Genomic DNA, 18527 nt, shown 5'->3' with positions numbered 1-18527 from the left:
CCTATCGTAATCTCGCATCTGCACAAGCCCTGCCCCGAATCCGGCCGAGATCACAGTCCAAATGCCTTCCATCTATCAACTCAAGCCCGCTTTCCAGAATCTGCTTCGCCCCACCGTACAACGCCTTTACAACAAGGGCGTCACCGCCAACCAGGTGACCTTGCTCGCGGGCGTCGTTTCCGTGCTGGTGGGGGCGGTGATTGCGTGGTTCGCCAGTCATCCGTGGGTTTTCGTCCTGGTGCCGGTGTGGATGTTCCTGCGCATGGCGTTGAATGCGGTGGATGGCATGTTGGCGCGGGAGTTTGGCCAGCAATCGAATCTGGGCGCCTACCTCAATGAGCTATGCGATATCATCGCCGACGCTGCCTTGATCCTGCCTTTTGCCCTGTTTCCCGATACCAGCCTGTTGCTCGTGTTGTTGGTCACGCTGTTGGCGTTGTTCAGCGAATACGCCGGCGTGCTCGGGGCGATGGTCGGGGCTTCGCGGCGCTATGACGGGCCGATGGGCAAGAGTGATCGCGCCTTTGTGTTTGGCGTGCTGGCGACCGGTATTGCCCTGGGTTGGCTCGGGGCGCTGTGGGTTGATGGTGTGATGGCGGTGGTTGCCGCCCTGCTGGTTTATACCTTGGTCAATCGGGTCCGTCATGGCCTGAGCCAAGTGACGGAAAACGCTCCCTCAGCATAAGGAAGTTGCAATGCGCGAAGCCCAGGAACTGACGTTCACCACCCACGATGGCGTGGAGTTGTTCTACCGGCACTGGCCGGCTGTCGAGGCCACGGCGGGTGAACCCCGCCAGGCTGTGTTGTTGTTTCACCGCGGCCATGAGCATTCGGGGCGCATCGCGCACCTGGTGGATGAGCTGGATTTGCCCGGGTTCGAGTTTTTCGCCTGGGACGCACGCGGCCACGGCCAGTCGCCTGGCGAACGCGGCGACAGCCCGAGCTTTGCCACCAGCGCCCGGGACGTGCAGACCTTCTGCGATCACATCGGCGCGACGCACCAGATCGACGAACAGAACATTGCCGTGGTTGCGCAAAGCGTCGGCGCGGTGATCGCGTCCACCTGGGTCCACGATTACGCGCCGCGCATTCGCTCGCTGGTGCTGGCGTCGCCGGCCTTCAAGGTCAAGCTCTACGTGCCGTTCGCCCGTCCGGGCCTGGCGCTGATGCGCAAGTTCCGTGGCAACTTCTTCGTCAACAGCTACGTCAAGGCCAAGTTCCTCAGCCACGACCCGGAACGAGTCGCGTCCTACGACAGCGATCCGCTGATCACCAAGGCCATCTCGGTGAATGTGCTACTGGGCCTGTACGAAGCCGCCGACCGGGTTGTAGCCGATGCCCAGGCGATCCAGGTGCCGACGCAGCTGTTGATTTCCGGTTCCGACTTCGTGGTGCATCGCAAACCCCAGGAGCAGTTCTTCGAGCGGCTGGGCAGCTTGCACAAGGAAAAACACATCCTGCCGGGCTTCTTCCACGACACCCTCGGTGAGAAAAACCGTGCGCCCGCCATCGCCAGCGCCCGTCGCTTTATCTTGCAGAATTTTGCCCGTCCGCTGGAGCGCCCTTCCCTGCTGGACGCCGATCGCCTCGGCGTGACCTGCGCCGAAGCCGAAACCCTGGCGACGCCGCTCCCGCACAACTCGCTGCGTGACCTTTACTGGCGCATGACCCGCGCCAGCATGCGCTTTGGCAGCAAGTTGTCTGCGGGTGTGAAGCTGGGCTTCGACACCGGGTTCGACTCCGGCAGCACGCTGGACTACGTCTATCGCAATCGCCCCACCGGTACCTCGGCGCTGGGCAAGATGATCGACCAGAACTATCTGAACTCCATCGGCTGGCGCGGCATTCGCCAGCGCAAGGTGCACGTTGAAGAACTGCTGCGCCTGGCGATGGCCGAGCTGCGCGCCCAGGACCGCGAGGTGCGCATCGTCGACATCGCCGCCGGTCATGGCCGCTACATCCTCGAAGCGCTGCAAGGCGTCAGCCCGTTGCCGGAGTCGATCCTGCTGCGCGACTACAGCGACATCAACGTGCGCGACGGCAGTGCGCTGATCGTGGAAAAAGGTTTGGGCGAGATCGCTCGATTCGTCAAGGGCGATGCCTTCGACCGCCAGGACCTGGCAGCGCTCGAACCGAAGCCGACCCTCGCCGTGGTCTCCGGCCTGTATGAATTGTTCGCCGACAACCAGATGGTCGGAGGCTCCCTCGCCGGCCTGGCTGAAGCCGTGGAGCCCGGCGGTTTCCTGGTCTACACCGGCCAGCCATGGCACCCGCAACTGGAACTGATCGCCCGCGCCCTGACCAGCCACCGCGCCGGCCAGGCGTGGGTAATGCGTCGACGCACCCAGGCGGAAATGGACCAATTGGTCGAGGCAGCAGGCTTCCGCAAGATCACCCTGCGGGTCGATGAGTGGGGCATTTTCAGCGTTTCGCTGGCGCAGCGGGTCCAGTAATGAGCGCCGTCATCGCTCCAGCCCGCGAACCCGCGCTGTTGAAACCGGCAGTGCTGTGGCTGCTGTTGCTGGCGCCGCTGTTTTTCACCACGTACGGCTTCGCCACCTGGGTCACGGCCCAGCGTGACGACGTCGGCAGCCTGGTGTTCGGCTGGGAAAGCCACATGCCGTTCATGGCCTGGACCATCGTGCCGTACTGGTCGATCGACCTGCTGTACGGCTTGTCCCTGTTGCTGCCCAACAGCCGCGACGAACTCAAGCGCCACGCCTTGCGCCTGCTCACGGCCCAGGTGATCGCGGTCAGTTGCTTCCTGCTCTGGCCGCTGACGTTCACCTTCCCCCGACCGGAAATGGACGGCGTGTTTGGCTGGTTATTCGAGGTGCTGGCGGGCTTCGACAAGCCGTTCAACCAGGCACCGTCGCTGCACATCGCGCTGCTGGTGGTGCTCTGGGTTTGTTATGAGCGCCACCTGCAAGGCGTCTGGCGTTGGTTGATGCACGGCTGGTTCGCGTTGATTGGCGTGTCGGTGCTGACCACGTATCAACATCATTTTGTCGACGTGCCGACTGGCGCGCTGGCCGGGTGGTTGTGTGTCTGGTTGTGGCCGCTGGACCGACCGAGTCCGCTGTTCAGTGCGCGCCTGACGACAGATCCTCCCCGCCGCCGCTTGGCCTTGCGTTATGGCCTGGGCGCGGCGGCGATGTTTATCCCGGCGTTTGCCTTCGGTGGCACATGGCTCTGGCTGATCTGGCCAGCAGTGGCGGTGCTGATGGTGGCGCTGAATTATCTGCTGTTCGGCGCGAGTGGGTTCCAGAAGCGCGAAGACGGTCGACTGAGCCCGGCGGTGCGCTGGATTCTGGCGCCTTATCTGGCGGCGGCGTGGATCAATTCCCGCCTGTGGACGCGCAAGCACCCGCAGCCGGATCAGATCATGGATGACGTCTGGCTCGGGCGGATTCCTACGTCATCTGCGCTGAAAGACAGTCCGTTCAGCGGGGTGCTCGACCTTTGCGCCGAGTTGTCCATGGACACCACGGCCATCGCCTACCGCTCCGTGCCGGTACTCGACCTGACCGCACCGACCGCCGAGCAATGCCTGGAGGCCGCACAGAAAATCGAGCAACTGCGCCAGCACGGGCCGGTGCTGGTCTGCTGTGCCTTGGGTTATTCGCGCAGCGCCACGGCCGTGGCGGCGTGGTTGCTTCACAGCGGCCGGGCGGCGAGTGTCGATGCCGCAATCGTGCAGATCCAGCGCGCTCGACCGCGCATCGTCTTGCACGCCGAGCACCGTCGGGCACTGGAACAGTTATCCACAACGCAGGGGAATGCTCATGATCAGTGATATGGAGCTCCACACCGTGGCGAGCCTGTTGCGCCGCGGTCATTCGTTGGATCAACTGTCCACGGGGCTGACGTTGCTGGCGGCGCTGCTGGGGTTGGGGCAATGGCTGGTGGGCGTGATCGATCCGTGGTTGCTGCTGTTGAGTGCTGCGCTTGTGGTTATCGGGGTGCTGGAAAAATACTGGGCGTTGCGCGTGGCGTTCGACGCCGATCTGTTCCAGCGCATGGCGGACAGCACCCACTCCCTGGCCGAACGCACCTATGAACTGGATCAAGCCCTGACCGCGTTGGGCCTGCAACCCGCCGAACGCGCCGGGCGCCTGTGGACCGAAAGGCGGCACGGCGCGTTATTGCTGCTGCGGCGGCAGTCGCGGTTGCTGGCGATACAAGTTGTCCTGGTGCTGGGCTTCATCCTGGCCAGTCCCTGGCTAGCGTCAGGTATCTAGATCGTTGTAGTTGTTGTGGCGAGGGGATTCATCCCCGCTGGGCTGCGCAGCAGCCCCCAAACCGGACAACTTGGTGTGCCAGGAAGATTGAGTAAAGCTTTAGGGCTGCTGCGCAGCCCAGCGGGGATGAATCCCCTCGCCACAAAAGAGTGCTCGCCACAGTGATACTTATGTTTCTCAGGACAAGGAATCCTCATGTTCGAACCCGTGGTCGCCAACCTCATCACCTCCGCCGCGCGGATGGTCACCGGCGCTCGCAGCCTGTGGCTCGGCTGCGCGCCCAAGCCCGTGCAGCGGATCTATTTCGCCAACCACAGCAGCCACGGTGATTTCGTGTTGCTCTGGGCCTCGCTGCCGCCGGCGCTGCGCAAGCTCACCCGCCCGGTCGCCGGGGCTGATTACTGGCAAACCAGCCCGATGCGCCGCTACATCATCAACCGGGTGTTCAACGGCGTATTGGTGGACCGCGAGCGCAAGGATCCTTCCTACAGCCCCTTGCAGCCAATGCTCGACGCGCTGGAAAACGGTGACTCGCTGATCATCTTCCCCGAGGGCACGCGCAACCCGGACGAAGGCCTGCTGCCGTTCAAGAGCGGGATCTACCACTTGATGAAAAGCCACCCCGAAGTGGAGGTGATCCCGGTGTGGATCGCCAACCTCAACCGCGTCATGCCCAAGGGCCGCGTGTTGCCGTTGCCGCTGCTGTGCACGACCAGTTTCGGCGCACCGCTGTGCATCGAAGAAGGCGAAAGCAAAGAGCAATTTCTAGAACGCAGCCGCGCCGCGCTGCTGGCACTGGCCCCGGAGCACGTTTGACATGGATCGATATACCCTGATGTTGTTTGGCGGGATCGGCGCGATTCTGGTGCTGGCCTCGTTGGTCGGTTTCATCCTCAAGCTACGGACCAAAGGCGCGCCGAACTCGGTCATCGAGAACCTCAACGCGCGGATCAACGCCTGGTGGATCATGGTGCTGGTGATCGGCATCGCGTTCTGGCTCGGCAACGCGGCAGTGATCCTGTTGTTCTACGCGGTGTCGTTCTACGCGCTGCGGGAATTCCTCACCCTCACCCCAACCCGGCGCAGTGACTACCCGGCCCTGGTGGCGGCGTTCTACCTGGCGCTGCCGCTGCAATACCTATTGATCTACTACGACTGGTACGGGCTGTTCTCGATCTTCATTCCGGTGTACGTGTTCCTGCTGCTGCCGATCCTCGCGTCTCTGGGCGGCGACAGCACGCACTTCCTGGAACGCGCTTCGAAAGTGCAATGGGGCTTGATGATCGCGGTGTTCTGCATCTCCTTCGTGCCCGCCCTGCTAACGCTGGACATCGCCGGTTTTGAAGGACGCAACTTGTTGCTGATCGCCTACCTGGTGATCGTGGTGCAGCTCTCGGATGTGTTGCAGTACGTCTGCGGCAAGCTGTTCGGCAAACGCAAGATCGCGCCCAACCTGTCGCCCTCGAAAACCGTGGAAGGTTTTGTCGGTGGTATTTTCCTCGCCTCGCTGATCGGCGGTGCGCTGTGGTGGATCACGCCGTTCAATCCGTGGCAGTCGTTCCTCATCGCGCTGTTGATCAACCTGCTGGGCTTCGCCGGCGGCATCGTCATGTCGGCAATCAAGCGCGACCGTGGGGTCAAGGATTGGGGCCACATGATCGAGGGCCACGGCGGCATGCTCGACCGCCTGGACTCGGTGTGCTTCGCCGCACCGATCTTCTTCCATCTGGTTCGGTATTGGTGGACTTGAGATAACCCTGTCCTGAGACACCGCTTACCCCTGTGGCGAGGGGATTTATCCCCGTTGGGCTGCGAAGCGGCCCCATAATCCGCGCATGCTGTGCGTCAGGTTGACCGAGTTACTTGCTCTTGGGACCGCTTCGCGCTCCAGCGGGGATAAATCCCCTCGCCACAGGGGCATTTGCACCCACCCAACAGGTACCTTGCCCTCGGTTCAATGCGCCAACATATTGTGATGCACGCTGTACATGATCCACAGCGACAGCCCCACCAGCAGCGCAATCACCACGGTGGAGAACACCAGCGCCGTCACGTTCCAGCGTTGATGCGGTGAGAAGTTGAGGTGCAGGAAGTAGATCAGGTGCACGACGACCTGGATCACCGCAAAAATCGCCACGACGCCGGCTGTCACAGGCTTGGGCAGCGTGGGATACATCACCAGGGCGAACGGGATGACGGTGAGGATGACCGACAGCACAAACCCGGTGAGGTAGGATTTCACGCTGCCGTGACTGGCGTCGACGCTGCCATGAAGGTTGCTCATTTACATCACTCCAAACAGATAGACCACGGTAAACACGCAGATCCACACCACGTCGAGGAAGTGCCAGAACAGGCTCAGGCAGCCCATGCGCGTGGCGTTGACCGTGGTCAGGCCGTTGCGTTGGACCTGGAACATCACCACCGCCATCCAGATCAGGCCGGCGGTGACGTGCAGGCCGTGTGTCCCCACCAGCGTGAAGAACCCGGAGAGAAAGGCGCTGCGGTCGGGGCCGTAGCCTTCGCCGATGAGCTTTTGGAACTCATGGATTTCCATGCCGATAAACGCCAGGCCGAGGACGAAGGTCAGGCCGAGCCAGGCCAGCACCTTCTGCTTCTGCCCGGCGCTCAGCGCGAGCATGGCGAAGCCGTAGGTAATGCTGCTGAACAGCAGGATGAAGGTTTCCGTGAGAACGTAGGGCAATTCGAAAATATCGGCGGCACCAGGCCCGCCGGCCACGCTCTGCCCGAGCACCGCATAGGTCGCGAACAGCGTTGCGAACAAAATGCAGTCGGTCATCAGGTAGATCCAGAACCCGAACAGGGTCATGGAGCTTGCATCCGAATGCCCGTGTTCGGATTCCGGCGCGGTGGCGTTTGGCTGGACGAGATTGGACATGGTCAAGCCTCCGCCAACATCTTGATGCGTTGGTTTTCGATGCGCGCCACCTCCTCGGCAGGCACGTAGTAGTCGATGTCGTCATCGGCGCTACGCCAGATCACGCCACCAATGGCGGCGACGAGCCCGACGATGGCCAGCCACCAGATATGCCAGACCAGGGCAAAGCACATGATCAGGCTGAACAGGCTGATGACCAGCCCCATGGCAGTGTTGCGCGGCATATGGATGGCTTGGAAATCGGCTTCGACGGCGCTCTTCTGGCCGCGCTCCTTCATGCCCCAATAGGCATCGATACCCTCCACCACCGGTTGCTGGGCGAAGTTGTAGAACGGCGGCGGCGAGGCGGTTGACCACTCCAGCGTGCGCCCGTCCCACGGATCCCCCGTCAGGTCGCGGTTCTGGTGGCGTTGGCGGATGCTGAAGTAGAACTGCAGGATCTGGCAGCTGACCCCGCAAAGGATGATGCCCACGCCCAGCAACTCCGCCAGCAGCCATGGCTCCCATTCGGGCACGTTGAAGTGGTTCAGGCGCCGGGTCATGCCCATGAAGCCGAGGAAGTAAGACGGCATGAAGGCGAAATAGAACCCGATGATCCAGCACCAGAACGCCGCCCGGCCCAAGCGGTCGTGGAGCTTGAAGCCGAACGCCTTGGGGAACCAGTAGGTCAGGCCGCACATATAGCCGAACACGGCGCCGCCGATGATCACGTTGTGGAAGTGGGCGATCAGGAACAGGCTGTTGTGCAGCAGGAAATCCGCCCCGGGCACCGCCAGCAGCACGCCGGTCATGCCGCCGATGCTGAACGTGACGATAAAGCCCACCGTCCACAGCATCGGCGTTTCAAAGCGCACCCGCCCGCGGTACATGGTGAACAGCCAGGTGAAGATTTTCACCCCGGTGGGCACGGCGATGATCATGGTCATGATGCCGAAGAACGCGTTGACGTTCGCCCCCGAGCCCATGGTGAAGAAGTGGTGCACCCAGACGATGAACGACAGGATGGTGATGACGATCGTCGCCCACACCAGCGAGTGATAGCCGAACAGGCGCTTGCGGCTGAAGGTCGACGCGACCTCGGAAAAGATGCCGAACGCCGGCAGGATCAGGATGTACACCTCCGGGTGGCCCCACGCCCAGATGAGGTTGACGTACATCATCGGGTTGCCGCCCAGCTCGTTGGTGAAGAAGTGCATGTCCAGGTAGCGGTCGAGGCTGAGCATGAACAACGTGGCGGTGAGGATCGGGAACGACGCGAGGATCAGCACCGCCGTGCACAGCACCGTCCAGGTGAACACCGGCATGCGGAAAAGGGTCATGCCCGGTGTACGCATTTTCAGGATCGTGACGAAGAAATTCACCCCGGTGAGCAACGTCCCGACCCCGGATATCTGCAAGGACCAAATGTAATAGTCCACCCCGACCCCAGGACTGTAGGAAAGCCCCGATAACGGTGGATAAGCCACCCAACCGGTGCGGGCGAACTCACCCACCGCCAGGGAGACGTTCACCAACATCGCCCCGGCGACGAACAACCAGAAACTCAACGCGTTGAGGAACGGGAACGCCACGTCCCGGGCGCCGATCTGCAAGGGCACGACGATGTTCATCAAGCCCACCACCAGCGGCATCGCCATGAAGAAAATCATGATCACGCCGTGGGCGGTGAAGATCTGATCGTAGTGCTCCGGCGGCAGGTAGCCGGGCGAACCGTCGGACGCCATCGCCTGTTGCGTGCGCATCATGATCGCGTCGGAGAAGCCGCGCAGCAGCATTACCAGGCCGACGACGATGTACATCACGCCGATGCGCTTGTGGTCCACCGAGGTAAACCACTCGTTCCACAGGTAGGCCCACTTGCGGTAGTAGGTGATGGCGGCGATGCCAGCCAAGGCGATCAGCGCCACTACGGCGAGGGTCCACATGATGATGGGCTCATCCGTCGGGATCGCCTCAAGCGTCAGTTTTCCAAACATGCTGTTCTACTCCAGATCGTGTTACTGCCCTTGCTGCCGGGCCCCGACGGGTGATTCGATGCTGCCTTGCATGTGCCCCATGCGATGCTCGACTTCACGGGAGCGGTTCATGCCTTCGTACTTATCGATGATGCTCTGGAACAAATCCGGCTGGATCGAGGCGTAGTGTTCAACCGGGTGCTTGACCGTAGGCCGGGCGAGTCGCGCATAACTGTCCTTGTCCAAACGCCCCTGCCCCGCCCGTACGCCGGCGACCCACTTGTCGAAGCCCGCCGCATCGGTGGCCAGGGTCCGGAAGTGCATGTCGGAGAAACCCGGGCCGTTGTAGTTGGCGGCGATGCCTCGGTATTCCCCCGCCTCGTTGGCGATCAGGTGCAGTTGGGTCTGCATGCCGGCCATGGCATAGATCTGCCCGCCCAACGCAGGAATGAAGAACGAGGTCATGGCGCCGTCGGACGTCACGCGAAAGTTCACCGGTGTGTCCAACGGCATGGCCAGTTCGTTGACCGAGGCGATGCCCAGTTCCGGGTAGATGAACAGCCACTTCCAATCGGTGGCGACCACCTGTACCACCAACGGCTTGACGTCGGAATCCAGCGGTCGATAAGGATCGAGCGCATGGGTGGACTTCCAAGTGACCACCCCCAGAATGATGATGATCACCAGCGGCACACCCCAGACCACGGTTTCGATCTTGCGCGAGTGCGCCCACTCCGGCGTGTATTTCGCCTTTGTGTTGGAGGCGCGGTATTTCACGGAAAAGATGAACGCCATGACAATCACCGGTATCACCACCAGCAACATCAACAGCGTCGAGAGAATGATCAAGTTGCGTTGGTCAACGCCGACCTGTCCCTTGGGATTGAACAACACCATGTCGCAACCGCCGAGCAACAGCATCCCGCCGACCAGCAACAACCTTGATACGTAACAAGGCAGTCGGGTTCGCATGTCTTGGGCTTCGCTTATGGGTTGTTTGTCAGTTGCCGCGCGATCTTGTCCTTGATCGACAGGCGCTGCTCCTTGAGCCCGCGGAGGTCGTCATCCTCGACGTTGCCCGCCGAAATCGATTCGGCCGCCAACACTTGGTTATCCACATCCGTGTATTCATCGAGCAAGCGATCAAGTTCCGGGTCTTGCTGGCGCCGCTGTTGAACCGCCTCTTTGCTGCAATTCAAATCCTGGTAAAGATCGTGAGAAGCAGGCATGGCCTTCTCCTTTCAGCAGTGTTGTTGGGTACACGATTTTTAGAATTGGCCCCCACGCCTTAGTTGAGAGAAACATCCTGATACGGTGACGAACGGCATCGCTGGCAAAAAAAAGCCCACGAGACGTGGGCAAAGGGAAAGCGGATATATCGAGGGCCGCGTCAGGAGGATTGTCTACCGGCGGCCGAGGGCATTGCCGTGGAGTCCACCCGGACCGTGCGTGACTGAAGTATTGCCTTCTCCCACTCCCTGGCATCGTGGCTGCAAAAAATCTCGACGTGCCCGTCCTGAACCCGCGCCAGTTCCCGCAGGCGATCCTGATTGCGCATCCGTGCCGAGCGGCAGGTGTCCATCATGTATTGATAGAACTTCAGGCCCGGCGGGCAACGGCGCTCGGCTTGATGGACTTCATCGTGAAAAAAATACGCGTCGCCGGCATGCAGCATCCAGCCGTCAGGCGTGCGCAGGGCGATCCCGGCATGGCCGGCGGTATGGCCCTGCAGCGGCACCAGGAAAATGTCCTCTTCTTCGGCGCCGATCAACGCACGCACCGAATCGAAACCGAACCAGGTGTCGCCGTCCGGGGCATAGAACTCCCAATTATCGACGCCCTGCCACTGGCGCGCCTGGAACCGGCGCCGACTGATCCAGCTGTCAGCCGAGCGGGCCGCCGCCATTTCGTCGCGCATGACATGCACCCGCGCCTGGGGAAAATCCTGCAGCCCGCCGGCGTGATCGAAATCCAGATGCGTCAGCAGGATATGCCGCACGTCGTTGGCATCGAAACCCAGGCGCCGCACCTGATCCAGGGCCGTCAGGCGATGTTCGAACTTGATGTTGTTGAAGGCCCGGAAAAATCGACTCAATCGCTCGGGCGTCTGCACGTCCCGCTGGCCAAAACCGGTGTCCACCAGGACCAGGCCGTTGCTGTCGGTTTCAATCAGCAGGCAATGACACACCAGGCACGCCGTCAGCCCCCGGCTGTAGCCGTCGAACAGCTTCCCGCCCACCGGGCACATGCAACCGCAGTTCAGGTGGTGGATATGCATGGAGGCCTCCTGCACGAATGGCGTGTCGATTTCTAGACTCTAAGAAATCGACAGGAAGGCGACAGGTGCAATTCCGCAAAGGCGACAGGCGGTGGCTATGCCCGGGAAAAGATACCCTGTGGGAGCGAGCTTGCTCGCGATGGCGGCCGGTCAGTCACATGGATATCGACTGGTCCACCGCTATCGCGAGCAAGCTCGCTCCCACAAGGGGTTCGGTGTCAGGGGATCAATCGAGGATCAGATGCGGCAGGAACCGGCTGGAGTCCTTGGTGATCAGGCTGTTGTCTTCCCGCACGCCAATGCCGGCCGCCTGGTCGCCGATGACCCAGGAACCGATCAGCGTGTAGCTGTCGCCGAAGCGTGGCAGTGGCGCGAATTCCTGGAGGATGAACGGCGCGTCGGTGTAGGGCCCGTCTTCCTTGACGATCAAGCCGTCAGCGGTCTGCAACTCGATGTTGGCGCCTTCCCGGGAAAAGAACGGCTTGCGCACCCAGCCCTTGGGCACCGCTTTGCTGGTGTCGGTGTCGAGGTGAGCCGCGAGCAGGTTCGGGTGGCCTTTGTTGAATTCCCACAGCAGGGGCAAGATGCCTTTGTTGGAGATGATCGACTTCCAGGCCGGTTCGAAAAACTGCGTGTCGCATTGGGCAATCGCAGCACCAAACGGTTCGTGGAAGATGAACTCCCAGGCGTGCAGCTTGAACAGGTGCGGAATCCAGCGTTCTTCCAGGTCGACGAACCGTCCGTCGCTGTTGAGGCCGATGTCTTCGATATCGATGTGCCGCGATTCGATGCCGACTTTTTCCGCGATCAGGCGCAAGTAATCCGTGGTGCCCTTGTCCTCCACCGAGCCTTTCATCGAGGCGAAGTAAAATGGCTCGGTGAGCTGCAACTGGGCGAAGGCCTGGTGCAGCTTGGTGTCGATGCTGTTGAACTGGTCGGCATGGGCCGGCAGCATGCCGCGCTCGATGCACTGTTCCAGCCAGCCCCACTGGAACGCCGCCGCCTCGTAGAGGCTGGTCGGCGTGTCGTAGTTGAGCTCCAACAGCTTGGCCGGGCCCGTGCCGTTGTAGGAGAAATCCATGCGCCCATACAGGTGCGGGTGGCCTTCAAGCCATGAGGTGCGCACCAGGTCGAAGAACGGCGCGGGAATGCTCAGGCGCTCCAGCAATTCTTCGCTCCGGACCACCCGGGCCACGAGGTCCATGCACATCTCATGGAGCTCGGTGGTCGGGTCTTCCAGGTCATCCTCGATCTGCTTGAGGGTGAACTGGTAGTACGCGCTTTCGTCCCAATAGGGTTCGTCGTCGATGGTGTGAAACAGAAAGCCGAGCTGCTCAGCGGTCTGCTTCCAGTCAGGACGTTCTGCGCACTGGATCTTCTTCATGGCGCTGGTTCCTCAACCGCCGGAGCTGCTGGAACCGCCCCAACCGCTGCGGGCGCTGGAACTGCTGCCGAAACCACCACGGGACGTGGAGGACGAGACGGACATCGCCTTGCTGCTCTTGATGGAGTCGGTGTAGCTGCCATACCGCGCCTGGTTGGACTTGTTGAAGGTCGAACCTCTCGACACCCGCTGGCTGAGCGTCGAAGACCCGAAGTCGCCACGGTCATCGCGGTAGCGGTAGACCGGTTCGGAGTAATAGCTGTTGCGGTTGCTGCTCAACATGTTACCGATCAGCATGCCGGTCAGCAGGTTGCCGAAGCCGGAACCACCGACGTTCGCTTCCGACGCCGGCAATTGGGCCCGGGCGGCGTCGACCTGGGATTGCGTGACTTCGCCATCGGCACTCAGCTCGAAACCACCGAGCTTGGGGATGAACTTGCCGGCCGAGTCCTGCTGGCACCAATCGGGGACAAAGTCGGCATCGCAATCAGCCTGGCTGTCGTAGGTCGGCGCGATGCGACGGTGCTCGGCCATGGCGGTCATGTAGGCGTCGGCGCAGATGTCCACCGGCAGCTTTTCATCGACACATTGCTGGACGGACTGGAAGTTGTACTTCTTCTGCAACTTGTAGGTTTTTTCCGTTGGCCCGCAACCGGATATCGCCAGGGCGACCGATGCAGCCAGCGAAAGCTGGACGTACTTGCTTCGTTTCATCGGGATCTCCGTGGCGCGATCAGTTCGTGGAAGGCGTCATGCACGCGGCGTTCAACATGCCGACGCTGATGGCCACGGCGGCAATGTAGATACCGGCGGCGATTTCACCGTTCTTGATGCGCGCGGAAGCGCCCTTGAGTACCAGGCTGGTCACCAGGAACGCCAGCAACTGGACGACCGCGGCGATCACCGCCCAGACGACGAAGTCCAGCATGTTGATCGAGTAGGCAATCACGTTGCTGGCCGGAATGGCGAAACCGATGACGGCACCGCCCAGGGCGATGGCCGCGGCCACGTTGCCCGAACGGATCAGTTCGAATTCCTTGTGCGGTGTGACGCGGGTGTAGATGAACTGGAACAGCGCAAACAGCACGGCGGCGCCGAGGATGTACATGACAAAGCCGAGCACGGCGGCTTTGTTCAGGGAAATGGAGAGCGCTTCAAGCATGGACTTCTTCCTTATTCAAAAAGTGTTCAGGTCAGTGGTGTACAGCGAAATACCCAGCGAAGTGCTCAGGCTGACAGTGCCTTCGGCGTCCTCTTCGACGGAGAACAGCAGGAACTCCCGGCGATCCGTCAGGCCCGTGTCGCGGGCGTACAGCATCGAACGGTGTTCGACGTTGTAGGACTCGTCCGGATTGCTCACGCGCTCGCTCAACACCACCAGCTCCGTCTGTCCCGCCTCGGTGCCCCATTCGCGGGTGTATTCGACGCCGTCGTGGGTGTAGGTCGGCAGGCCGATCAGGCTTTCGGGGCCGGCGAGGCGACGCAACTCGGCCTCACTGTTGATCGTGACGTAGCTGAGGTAGTTGAACAGGATCACCGACTCGACCTGCCCGGCGACGTCACCGCTGGTGTGCACCTGAAACCAGTAGTCCTCGTCGTTCATGTAGGCGCGCGACAGCCAGTTCGACTGCCCGAGGTCGACGATGCCCAGGCTCCAGATCTGTTGGTTGGCCGGGACCACCACGGCGCTGTTGCCGTCGAGCAACAACTTGAGCGTCGCATCGAACATGACTTGCTTGCCAGAGGCCAGGCCCAGCGGCCCAACGACAGGTGTGCTGGTTGTCGTGTTCGCGTTCGGGGCCTCAAGCCCCATCAACTGTTTAAACCACCCCATGGGAAATATCCTTGAGACGCGTGGAAGCGATGTAGAAAAGTTCGCCGCCCATGACGCGGGTGGCGCCAGGCGGGTTGATCGATGGATGTCGGGCGCCCTTTGCGCGGTAACCGATCAGCGTAGCGTTGTGCTGCTCTTTCATGCGGGTGTAGAGGTCGCCGAACGTCGCTTCGAACGCCTCGGGCAGTTTCATCAGGTACTGGGTGGCGCCTTCGCCGACACAGAGCAATTCATTGATGACCACTGACGAGCCCGGGTCCTGGGAAGCACGCACCAGCATTTCGATCGCCATGCTCGAGGTGCATTCCAGGCTCGGCGCGTAGGCGCTGGCGAGGGCGGCAATCTCGCTGTCATTGAAATGAGCGACGACATGCCCGACCGGTCCCAGACGATTGACCGCCAGCACGGTGGCCAGGGTCAGGTCGTCGGAATGGGTGCGCACCAACACACGTTCGGCGCCCGGCACGCCGGCACGTTGCAACAACGCGACGGAAGACAGGCTATCGCCCTTGATGTATGTGGCCTTGCCGGGCATGGGGTTTTCTTCGAGATCGCAATCGCAGATGACGATCAGGTTGTCATTGGACGTTTCGTCCTGCAGCAGCAGTTCAATGACCCGCTCGCTGGAAGCACCTTCCCAACCGATCAGAACCGTGTGACCGCTCTTACCGGTGAAATCGCCTTTGCCCTTCATGCCTTTTCTCCATACATCGATGACGCTGCTGGTGGTTTTGCCGATGACCGTCGTCAACAGGGCAATGCCCCCGAGCATGATCCAGGTCGCCACGAAAATTCGCCCGGCGGATGTCTGCGGCAACAGATCGCCATAGCCGACAGTGAGCGTGGTGGTGAGATAGAAGTAGATAAACGTGGCGGCGGTGATGAGGTGCTGCTCGCCCAGCAGCACCAGGCCGATCCAGGCGATGGACAGATGCACACCCAACGCAATGGCCAGCCCCGCCCAACCGAAGCGATGGAAGAAGGACGACGCGTAGGTGCGCAACAGAAGGAAAATCGACATTTCGTCCCTGACTCCGTGGGGCTTGGTTCCTGGCGGGCTAATCGCTCTGGCATCCGAGTGCCCGAGCGTAGTGGCCGGACAGCATTAAACCTGTTGCGGGGCTTGGATAGAAGTACCTTGGCGACAATAAATCCGCTGAGCAGGCAGGCCTGGCACAGTCCTTGTGGCGAGGGGATTTATCCCCGCTGGGCCGCGAAGCGGCCCCCAAGTAGCGAACGCTACCTGACTGACACACCGAGGTGTCAGGTTTTAGGGCTGCTTCGCAGCCCAGCGGGGATAAATCCCCTCGCCACAGGTTTTGTGTTCGGCCTGCCTCGATTTTACTCAGCCGATTTTTTCTTCAGGCGTTCCAGGATCGCATTGGCGCTGCCTTCGTTCGGCGTGATGCCGAGCATCGCGCAGCTTGCGCTCCAGGTCAGAGCCGGTCGAAGCCTCGGCCAGCTCGTCCTGGGCTTGCAGTTCAGCGGCACGTTGTTGTTGCTTGGCCTGCAGGCGGTTGAGGGTTCCGACGGCGGTTTCCAGCTTGCCATTGGCGCCGCCGCTGGCGATCGAGGCGCTGACCTGGGCCTTCTGCACGCTTTCCCGGGCCTTGGCCATGTCCACTTGCTGGCGCAGGCTCTTGATGCGGCTTTCGGCCTTGGTGATGTCCTTGCGCATGTTGTCCGCATAGCCACCGAACTCGGTCGCGTGCTTTTGCTCGGCGTCCAGTTCGTTGGTCAGGGTCGAAATGGCTTCGGCCACTTCCAGGGCCAGGTCTTCGCGGTTGGCCTGGATCGCGGCCAGGGCCTTGGCTTCCAGGTCCTTGATCTTGGCGTTGTATTCGCCGACGCGATCGGTCGCCAGCTTGTGCTTGGCCATGATGGTGACCAGCTCGCGCTTGGCATTGGCCAGCGCGGTGTCGGCGTCGCGGATTTCCTGGTCGAGGATGCGCAGGGCCTGTTGGTCGACGATCGATTCGCCGACTTCGTTGGCACCGCCACGCAGTGCGGTGAACAACTTGCTCCAGATGGACTGGGTCATGGGAGGGTTCCTATTCGGCGAATTAAATGAAGAAGCGTTCGAAGGCTTCGCTGGCGCGCTGGACGTTGTCGACGAGGGTTTTGACCTCGGTGACGACGTTGGTCAGGCTGGAACCTGCGCTCAGGGAGCCGAACATGTTGTAGACGACCTGCCCGTTGGGCATGGACTCGATGCCGATCGACGACAGCGGGAACATTTCCCGGCTGCGCAACACGGCGTCGTTGAAGGCCGCGACGTCGTTGATCGACTCGACATCCACCAGCACGGTATCGACGATGATCTGGTCGCCGACCACGGCGATGTAGATCGGCAAGCCACCGAAGTCATTCATTTCCAGCTTGATGCTGGACTCGGCGCCTTGGACGAGGGAGAGGGTGATGTCGTTCGCGACCACTTCATCCAGAGCCTGAAGGGCGCTGTAGAGGCGATCGATGTTCCAGTTGTTACCTGCGCTCATGTAATCCTCCGACATGAATGGGCCAGCCAGAATCGGCTGGCGTAGCTGTTTCTCCATTTGCTTGAGCAGGCTTCGGTTTTCAGGAAGCACCCAAGTCTCGTGTTTCACATACCCGGCGGCACTCAGGCCCGCGCGCATCTGCTTCATGTAGAAGCTCGATGGCTTTTTCGCGGAGGGTTTGGCGCGCTCTCCCGTGCGGCTCGCTGAATCGGTCACAGACCCGTCATCCGGGTCTGATGGAGAGCTGGTTGGCATGGTACTGACCCCACTGTGAAAAACTCACGCGTGAGAAACACTACAGGTACTTTCCAAGCCTCACAATAGCTCACGCGTGAGATTTTTCTGAATCACAAACACCGACGAACCCTGTGGGAGCGAGCTTGCTCGCGATAGCGGTACACCAGCTTGCAGAGATGTTGGATTGACCGACGCCATCGCGAGCAAGCTCGCTCCCACATTGGTTTCCGAGCGTTCACAGATCAGGCGTTCGCCATAGATCCCCTGTGGGAGCGGGCTTGCTCGCGAAATCGGTGTGTCAGCTTGCATTGATATTGAATGTGCCGCCGTCTTCGCGAGCAAGCCCGCTCCCACAGGTTCCGCGCAGGCTTTACGGATAGCTAAAGCTCTTGACCAACGTCAGCTCGCCCACCGCCCGCATCGGCACCACGAAGGTCTCCATCTTCTCGCTCGGTGTGCCTTCTTCGGTGATGACAGTGACTTTTGCCGTGGTCAGGGCTTGTTGCGCTTGCTCCACTGGTTCGCCATCGCCCTCTTCATCCTCATCACCGCGGTACCCGCCGCCGTAGTAGTTCACATACACCAGGTACTGGCCCTTGATCGGCGCGGGCATGGCGAAGATTTCCGGGCCGTAGCCGGTGGTGACGTCGACATCGAGGGCAGCGCCGTTGGCGACGGCGCGGTCGCCGTACCAGATGTGCGCGCCATCAGGCGTGACGAGGTGCAGGTCCAGGTCGGTGCCGTCGCTGTCCCAGGTCAGCAACACCCGCAACTTGGCCGGGGTGGCGCCGCCGCTGGTGTTGAGGAATTGCGTGCGGTGGCGCTGCTGGCCATCGGCGCTGCGCACCTCAACGCTGTTGCTGCCATTGGGGAACGAGAACGGCCGATCAAAGCGACCTTCCTCGTCGAGCTTCAATGGCAAGCTCACGCCGTTGACGATGAGTTGGCCCGGCTCATTGCTCTTCGGCGTGCCTTTGATCTGGCCGGTGATGCGGGCGGTGTTGGCCTGGCCTGGGGGCGTGTTGACCGACGAGGCCGGGTAGTTGACGGTCTGGCTGAAGCTTTCGCCCTCGCCGCCCGGCGCACCGCTGCGCCAGCCGCCAATGGGGGTTTCCAGCTTGATGGCGTCGGCGGCCATGGTCGGGGGCAACGCGGTCAGGGCGCAGAGCAACAGCAAGACCTGTGGATAACGGAGTGTCAT

General features: G+C 61.4%; 19 protein-coding genes and 1 pseudogene. 6 read left to right on the top strand and 14 right to left on the bottom strand.

Translation table 11 applies throughout. The features are described 5' to 3' along the window. Positions 1-61: 61 nt before the first annotated feature. From AB4N42_RS06795 to AB4N42_RS06770, 6 genes are all read left to right on the top strand, one after another. Entirely contained in the window at positions 62-685 is a 624-nt protein-coding gene (locus AB4N42_RS06795; protein WP_334598389.1) for a CDP-alcohol phosphatidyltransferase family protein, read from the top strand. Positions 686-695: 10 nt separating this feature from the next. Next, complete coding sequence (locus tag AB4N42_RS06790; RefSeq protein ID WP_258648363.1) at positions 696-2453, top strand: bifunctional alpha/beta hydrolase/class I SAM-dependent methyltransferase; 1758 nt, start codon at positions 696-698, stop codon at positions 2451-2453. Further along, positions 2453-3796: a phosphatase PAP2/dual specificity phosphatase family protein gene (locus tag AB4N42_RS06785; RefSeq protein WP_460115994.1), complete on the top strand. Its 1344-nt coding sequence runs from the start codon at positions 2453-2455 to the stop codon at positions 3794-3796. The genes AB4N42_RS06790 and AB4N42_RS06785 overlap by 1 nt, the downstream gene beginning before the upstream one ends. After that, positions 3786-4241 (top strand): hypothetical protein, encoded by a 456-nt coding sequence (locus tag AB4N42_RS06780; protein ID WP_198796683.1) that lies wholly within the window; start codon positions 3786-3788, stop codon positions 4239-4241. Before AB4N42_RS06785 ends, AB4N42_RS06780 begins: the two co-directional genes overlap by 11 nt. Before the next feature lie 195 nt (positions 4242-4436). Then, entirely contained in the window at positions 4437-5057 is a 621-nt protein-coding gene (locus AB4N42_RS06775) for a lysophospholipid acyltransferase family protein (protein ID WP_030140428.1), read from the top strand. 1 nt (position 5058) lies between these two features. Further along, positions 5059-5991 (top strand): phosphatidate cytidylyltransferase, encoded by a 933-nt coding sequence (locus tag AB4N42_RS06770; RefSeq protein WP_460115993.1) that lies wholly within the window; start codon positions 5059-5061, stop codon positions 5989-5991. A gap of 204 nt (positions 5992-6195) precedes the next feature. Here the strand turns inward: AB4N42_RS06770 and cyoD are convergent, their stop codons facing one another. The 14 genes and pseudogenes from cyoD to AB4N42_RS06700 all read right to left on the bottom strand — a co-directional run bounded on the left by cyoD (position 6196) and on the right by AB4N42_RS06700 (position 18527). After that, entirely contained in the window at positions 6196-6525 is a 330-nt protein-coding gene (gene cyoD, locus AB4N42_RS06765; RefSeq protein ID WP_030140430.1) for a cytochrome o ubiquinol oxidase subunit IV, read from the bottom strand. Then, positions 6526-7140 carry a cytochrome o ubiquinol oxidase subunit III gene (gene cyoC / locus AB4N42_RS06760; RefSeq protein ID WP_460115992.1) on the bottom strand — a complete coding sequence of 205 codons (615 nt, stop codon included), beginning with the start codon at positions 7138-7140 and terminating at the stop codon, positions 6526-6528. Between the two features lie 2 nt (positions 7141-7142). After that, positions 7143-9116 (bottom strand): cytochrome o ubiquinol oxidase subunit I, encoded by a 1974-nt coding sequence (cyoB, locus tag AB4N42_RS06755; RefSeq protein WP_198796682.1) that lies wholly within the window; start codon positions 9114-9116, stop codon positions 7143-7145. Between the two features lie 21 nt (positions 9117-9137). Next, positions 9138-10067: a ubiquinol oxidase subunit II gene (gene cyoA / locus AB4N42_RS06750; RefSeq protein WP_198796681.1), complete on the bottom strand. Its 930-nt coding sequence runs from the start codon at positions 10065-10067 to the stop codon at positions 9138-9140. 14 nt (positions 10068-10081) lie between these two features. After that, positions 10082-10324, bottom strand: coding sequence for a YdcH family protein (locus AB4N42_RS06745; protein ID WP_030140434.1), 243 nt, complete (start codon positions 10322-10324; stop codon positions 10082-10084). Between the two features lie 161 nt (positions 10325-10485). After that, on the bottom strand, positions 10486-11373 hold the full coding sequence (locus AB4N42_RS06740) for an MBL fold metallo-hydrolase (RefSeq protein ID WP_030140435.1): 888 nt from the start codon (positions 11371-11373) through the stop codon (positions 10486-10488). Positions 11374-11599: 226 nt separating this feature from the next. After that, positions 11600-12757: a glutathionylspermidine synthase family protein gene (locus tag AB4N42_RS06735; RefSeq protein ID WP_030140436.1), complete on the bottom strand. Its 1158-nt coding sequence runs from the start codon at positions 12755-12757 to the stop codon at positions 11600-11602. A gap of 12 nt (positions 12758-12769) precedes the next feature. After that, complete coding sequence (locus AB4N42_RS06730) at positions 12770-13471, bottom strand: DUF1190 domain-containing protein (protein WP_030140437.1); 702 nt, start codon at positions 13469-13471, stop codon at positions 12770-12772. A gap of 19 nt (positions 13472-13490) precedes the next feature. Beyond that, positions 13491-13919, bottom strand: a complete 429-nt coding sequence (locus AB4N42_RS06725) for a DUF350 domain-containing protein (protein WP_030140438.1) — start codon at positions 13917-13919, stop codon at positions 13491-13493. Positions 13920-13934: 15 nt separating this feature from the next. Next, entirely contained in the window at positions 13935-14591 is a 657-nt protein-coding gene (locus tag AB4N42_RS06720; protein WP_460115991.1) for a DUF2491 family protein, read from the bottom strand. Then, complete coding sequence (locus AB4N42_RS06715; RefSeq protein WP_030140440.1) at positions 14578-15612, bottom strand: ion channel; 1035 nt, start codon at positions 15610-15612, stop codon at positions 14578-14580. The genes AB4N42_RS06720 and AB4N42_RS06715 overlap by 14 nt, the downstream gene beginning before the upstream one ends. Before the next feature lie 320 nt (positions 15613-15932). Beyond that, positions 15933-16632, bottom strand: a pseudogene (locus AB4N42_RS06710) (PspA/IM30 family protein). A 22-nt stretch (positions 16633-16654) separates the two neighbouring features. Beyond that, complete coding sequence (locus AB4N42_RS06705; protein WP_198796680.1) at positions 16655-17236, bottom strand: YjfI family protein; 582 nt, start codon at positions 17234-17236, stop codon at positions 16655-16657. Positions 17237-17696: 460 nt separating this feature from the next. Beyond that, positions 17697-18527, bottom strand: coding sequence for a YfaP family protein (locus AB4N42_RS06700; RefSeq protein ID WP_198796679.1), 831 nt, complete (start codon positions 18525-18527; stop codon positions 17697-17699).

The sequence above is a fragment of the Pseudomonas sp. H2_D02 genome (assembly GCF_054677635.1).
Note: the sequence above shows the minus strand (reverse complement) of the source record. Positions and strands in the feature narration are given on the sequence as shown.

Bases quoted from the DNA above. Each gene is read 5' to 3' on its own strand.
- AB4N42_RS06795 (WP_334598389.1), top strand. From the start codon at position 62: ATGCCTTCCATCTATCAACTCAAGCCCGCTTTCCAGAATCTGCTTCGC.
- AB4N42_RS06790 (WP_258648363.1), top strand. From the start codon at position 696: ATGCGCGAAGCCCAGGAACTGACGTTCACCACCCACGATGGCGTGGAG.
- AB4N42_RS06785 (WP_460115994.1), top strand. From the start codon at position 2,453: ATGAGCGCCGTCATCGCTCCAGCCCGCGAACCCGCGCTGTTGAAACCG.
- AB4N42_RS06780 (WP_198796683.1), top strand. From the start codon at position 3,786: ATGATCAGTGATATGGAGCTCCACACCGTGGCGAGCCTGTTGCGCCGC.
- AB4N42_RS06775 (WP_030140428.1), top strand. From the start codon at position 4,437: ATGTTCGAACCCGTGGTCGCCAACCTCATCACCTCCGCCGCGCGGATG.
- AB4N42_RS06770 (WP_460115993.1), top strand. From the start codon at position 5,059: ATGGATCGATATACCCTGATGTTGTTTGGCGGGATCGGCGCGATTCTG.
- cyoD (WP_030140430.1), bottom strand. From the start codon at position 6,525: ATGAGCAACCTTCATGGCAGCGTCGACGCCAGTCACGGCAGCGTGAAA.
- cyoC (WP_460115992.1), bottom strand. From the start codon at position 7,140: ATGTCCAATCTCGTCCAGCCAAACGCCACCGCGCCGGAATCCGAACAC.
- cyoB (WP_198796682.1), bottom strand. From the start codon at position 9,116: ATGTTTGGAAAACTGACGCTTGAGGCGATCCCGACGGATGAGCCCATC.
- cyoA (WP_198796681.1), bottom strand. From the start codon at position 10,067: ATGCGAACCCGACTGCCTTGTTACGTATCAAGGTTGTTGCTGGTCGGC.
- AB4N42_RS06745 (WP_030140434.1), bottom strand. From the start codon at position 10,324: ATGCCTGCTTCTCACGATCTTTACCAGGATTTGAATTGCAGCAAAGAG.
- AB4N42_RS06740 (WP_030140435.1), bottom strand. From the start codon at position 11,373: ATGCATATCCACCACCTGAACTGCGGTTGCATGTGCCCGGTGGGCGGG.
- AB4N42_RS06735 (WP_030140436.1), bottom strand. From the start codon at position 12,757: ATGAAGAAGATCCAGTGCGCAGAACGTCCTGACTGGAAGCAGACCGCT.
- AB4N42_RS06730 (WP_030140437.1), bottom strand. From the start codon at position 13,471: ATGAAACGAAGCAAGTACGTCCAGCTTTCGCTGGCTGCATCGGTCGCC.
- AB4N42_RS06725 (WP_030140438.1), bottom strand. From the start codon at position 13,919: ATGCTTGAAGCGCTCTCCATTTCCCTGAACAAAGCCGCCGTGCTCGGC.
- AB4N42_RS06720 (WP_460115991.1), bottom strand. From the start codon at position 14,591: ATGGGGTGGTTTAAACAGTTGATGGGGCTTGAGGCCCCGAACGCGAAC.
- AB4N42_RS06715 (WP_030140440.1), bottom strand. From the start codon at position 15,612: ATGTCGATTTTCCTTCTGTTGCGCACCTACGCGTCGTCCTTCTTCCAT.
- AB4N42_RS06705 (WP_198796680.1), bottom strand. From the start codon at position 17,236: ATGAAGCAGATGCGCGCGGGCCTGAGTGCCGCCGGGTATGTGAAACAC.
- AB4N42_RS06700 (WP_198796679.1), bottom strand. From the start codon at position 18,527: ATGACACTCCGTTATCCACAGGTCTTGCTGTTGCTCTGCGCCCTGACC.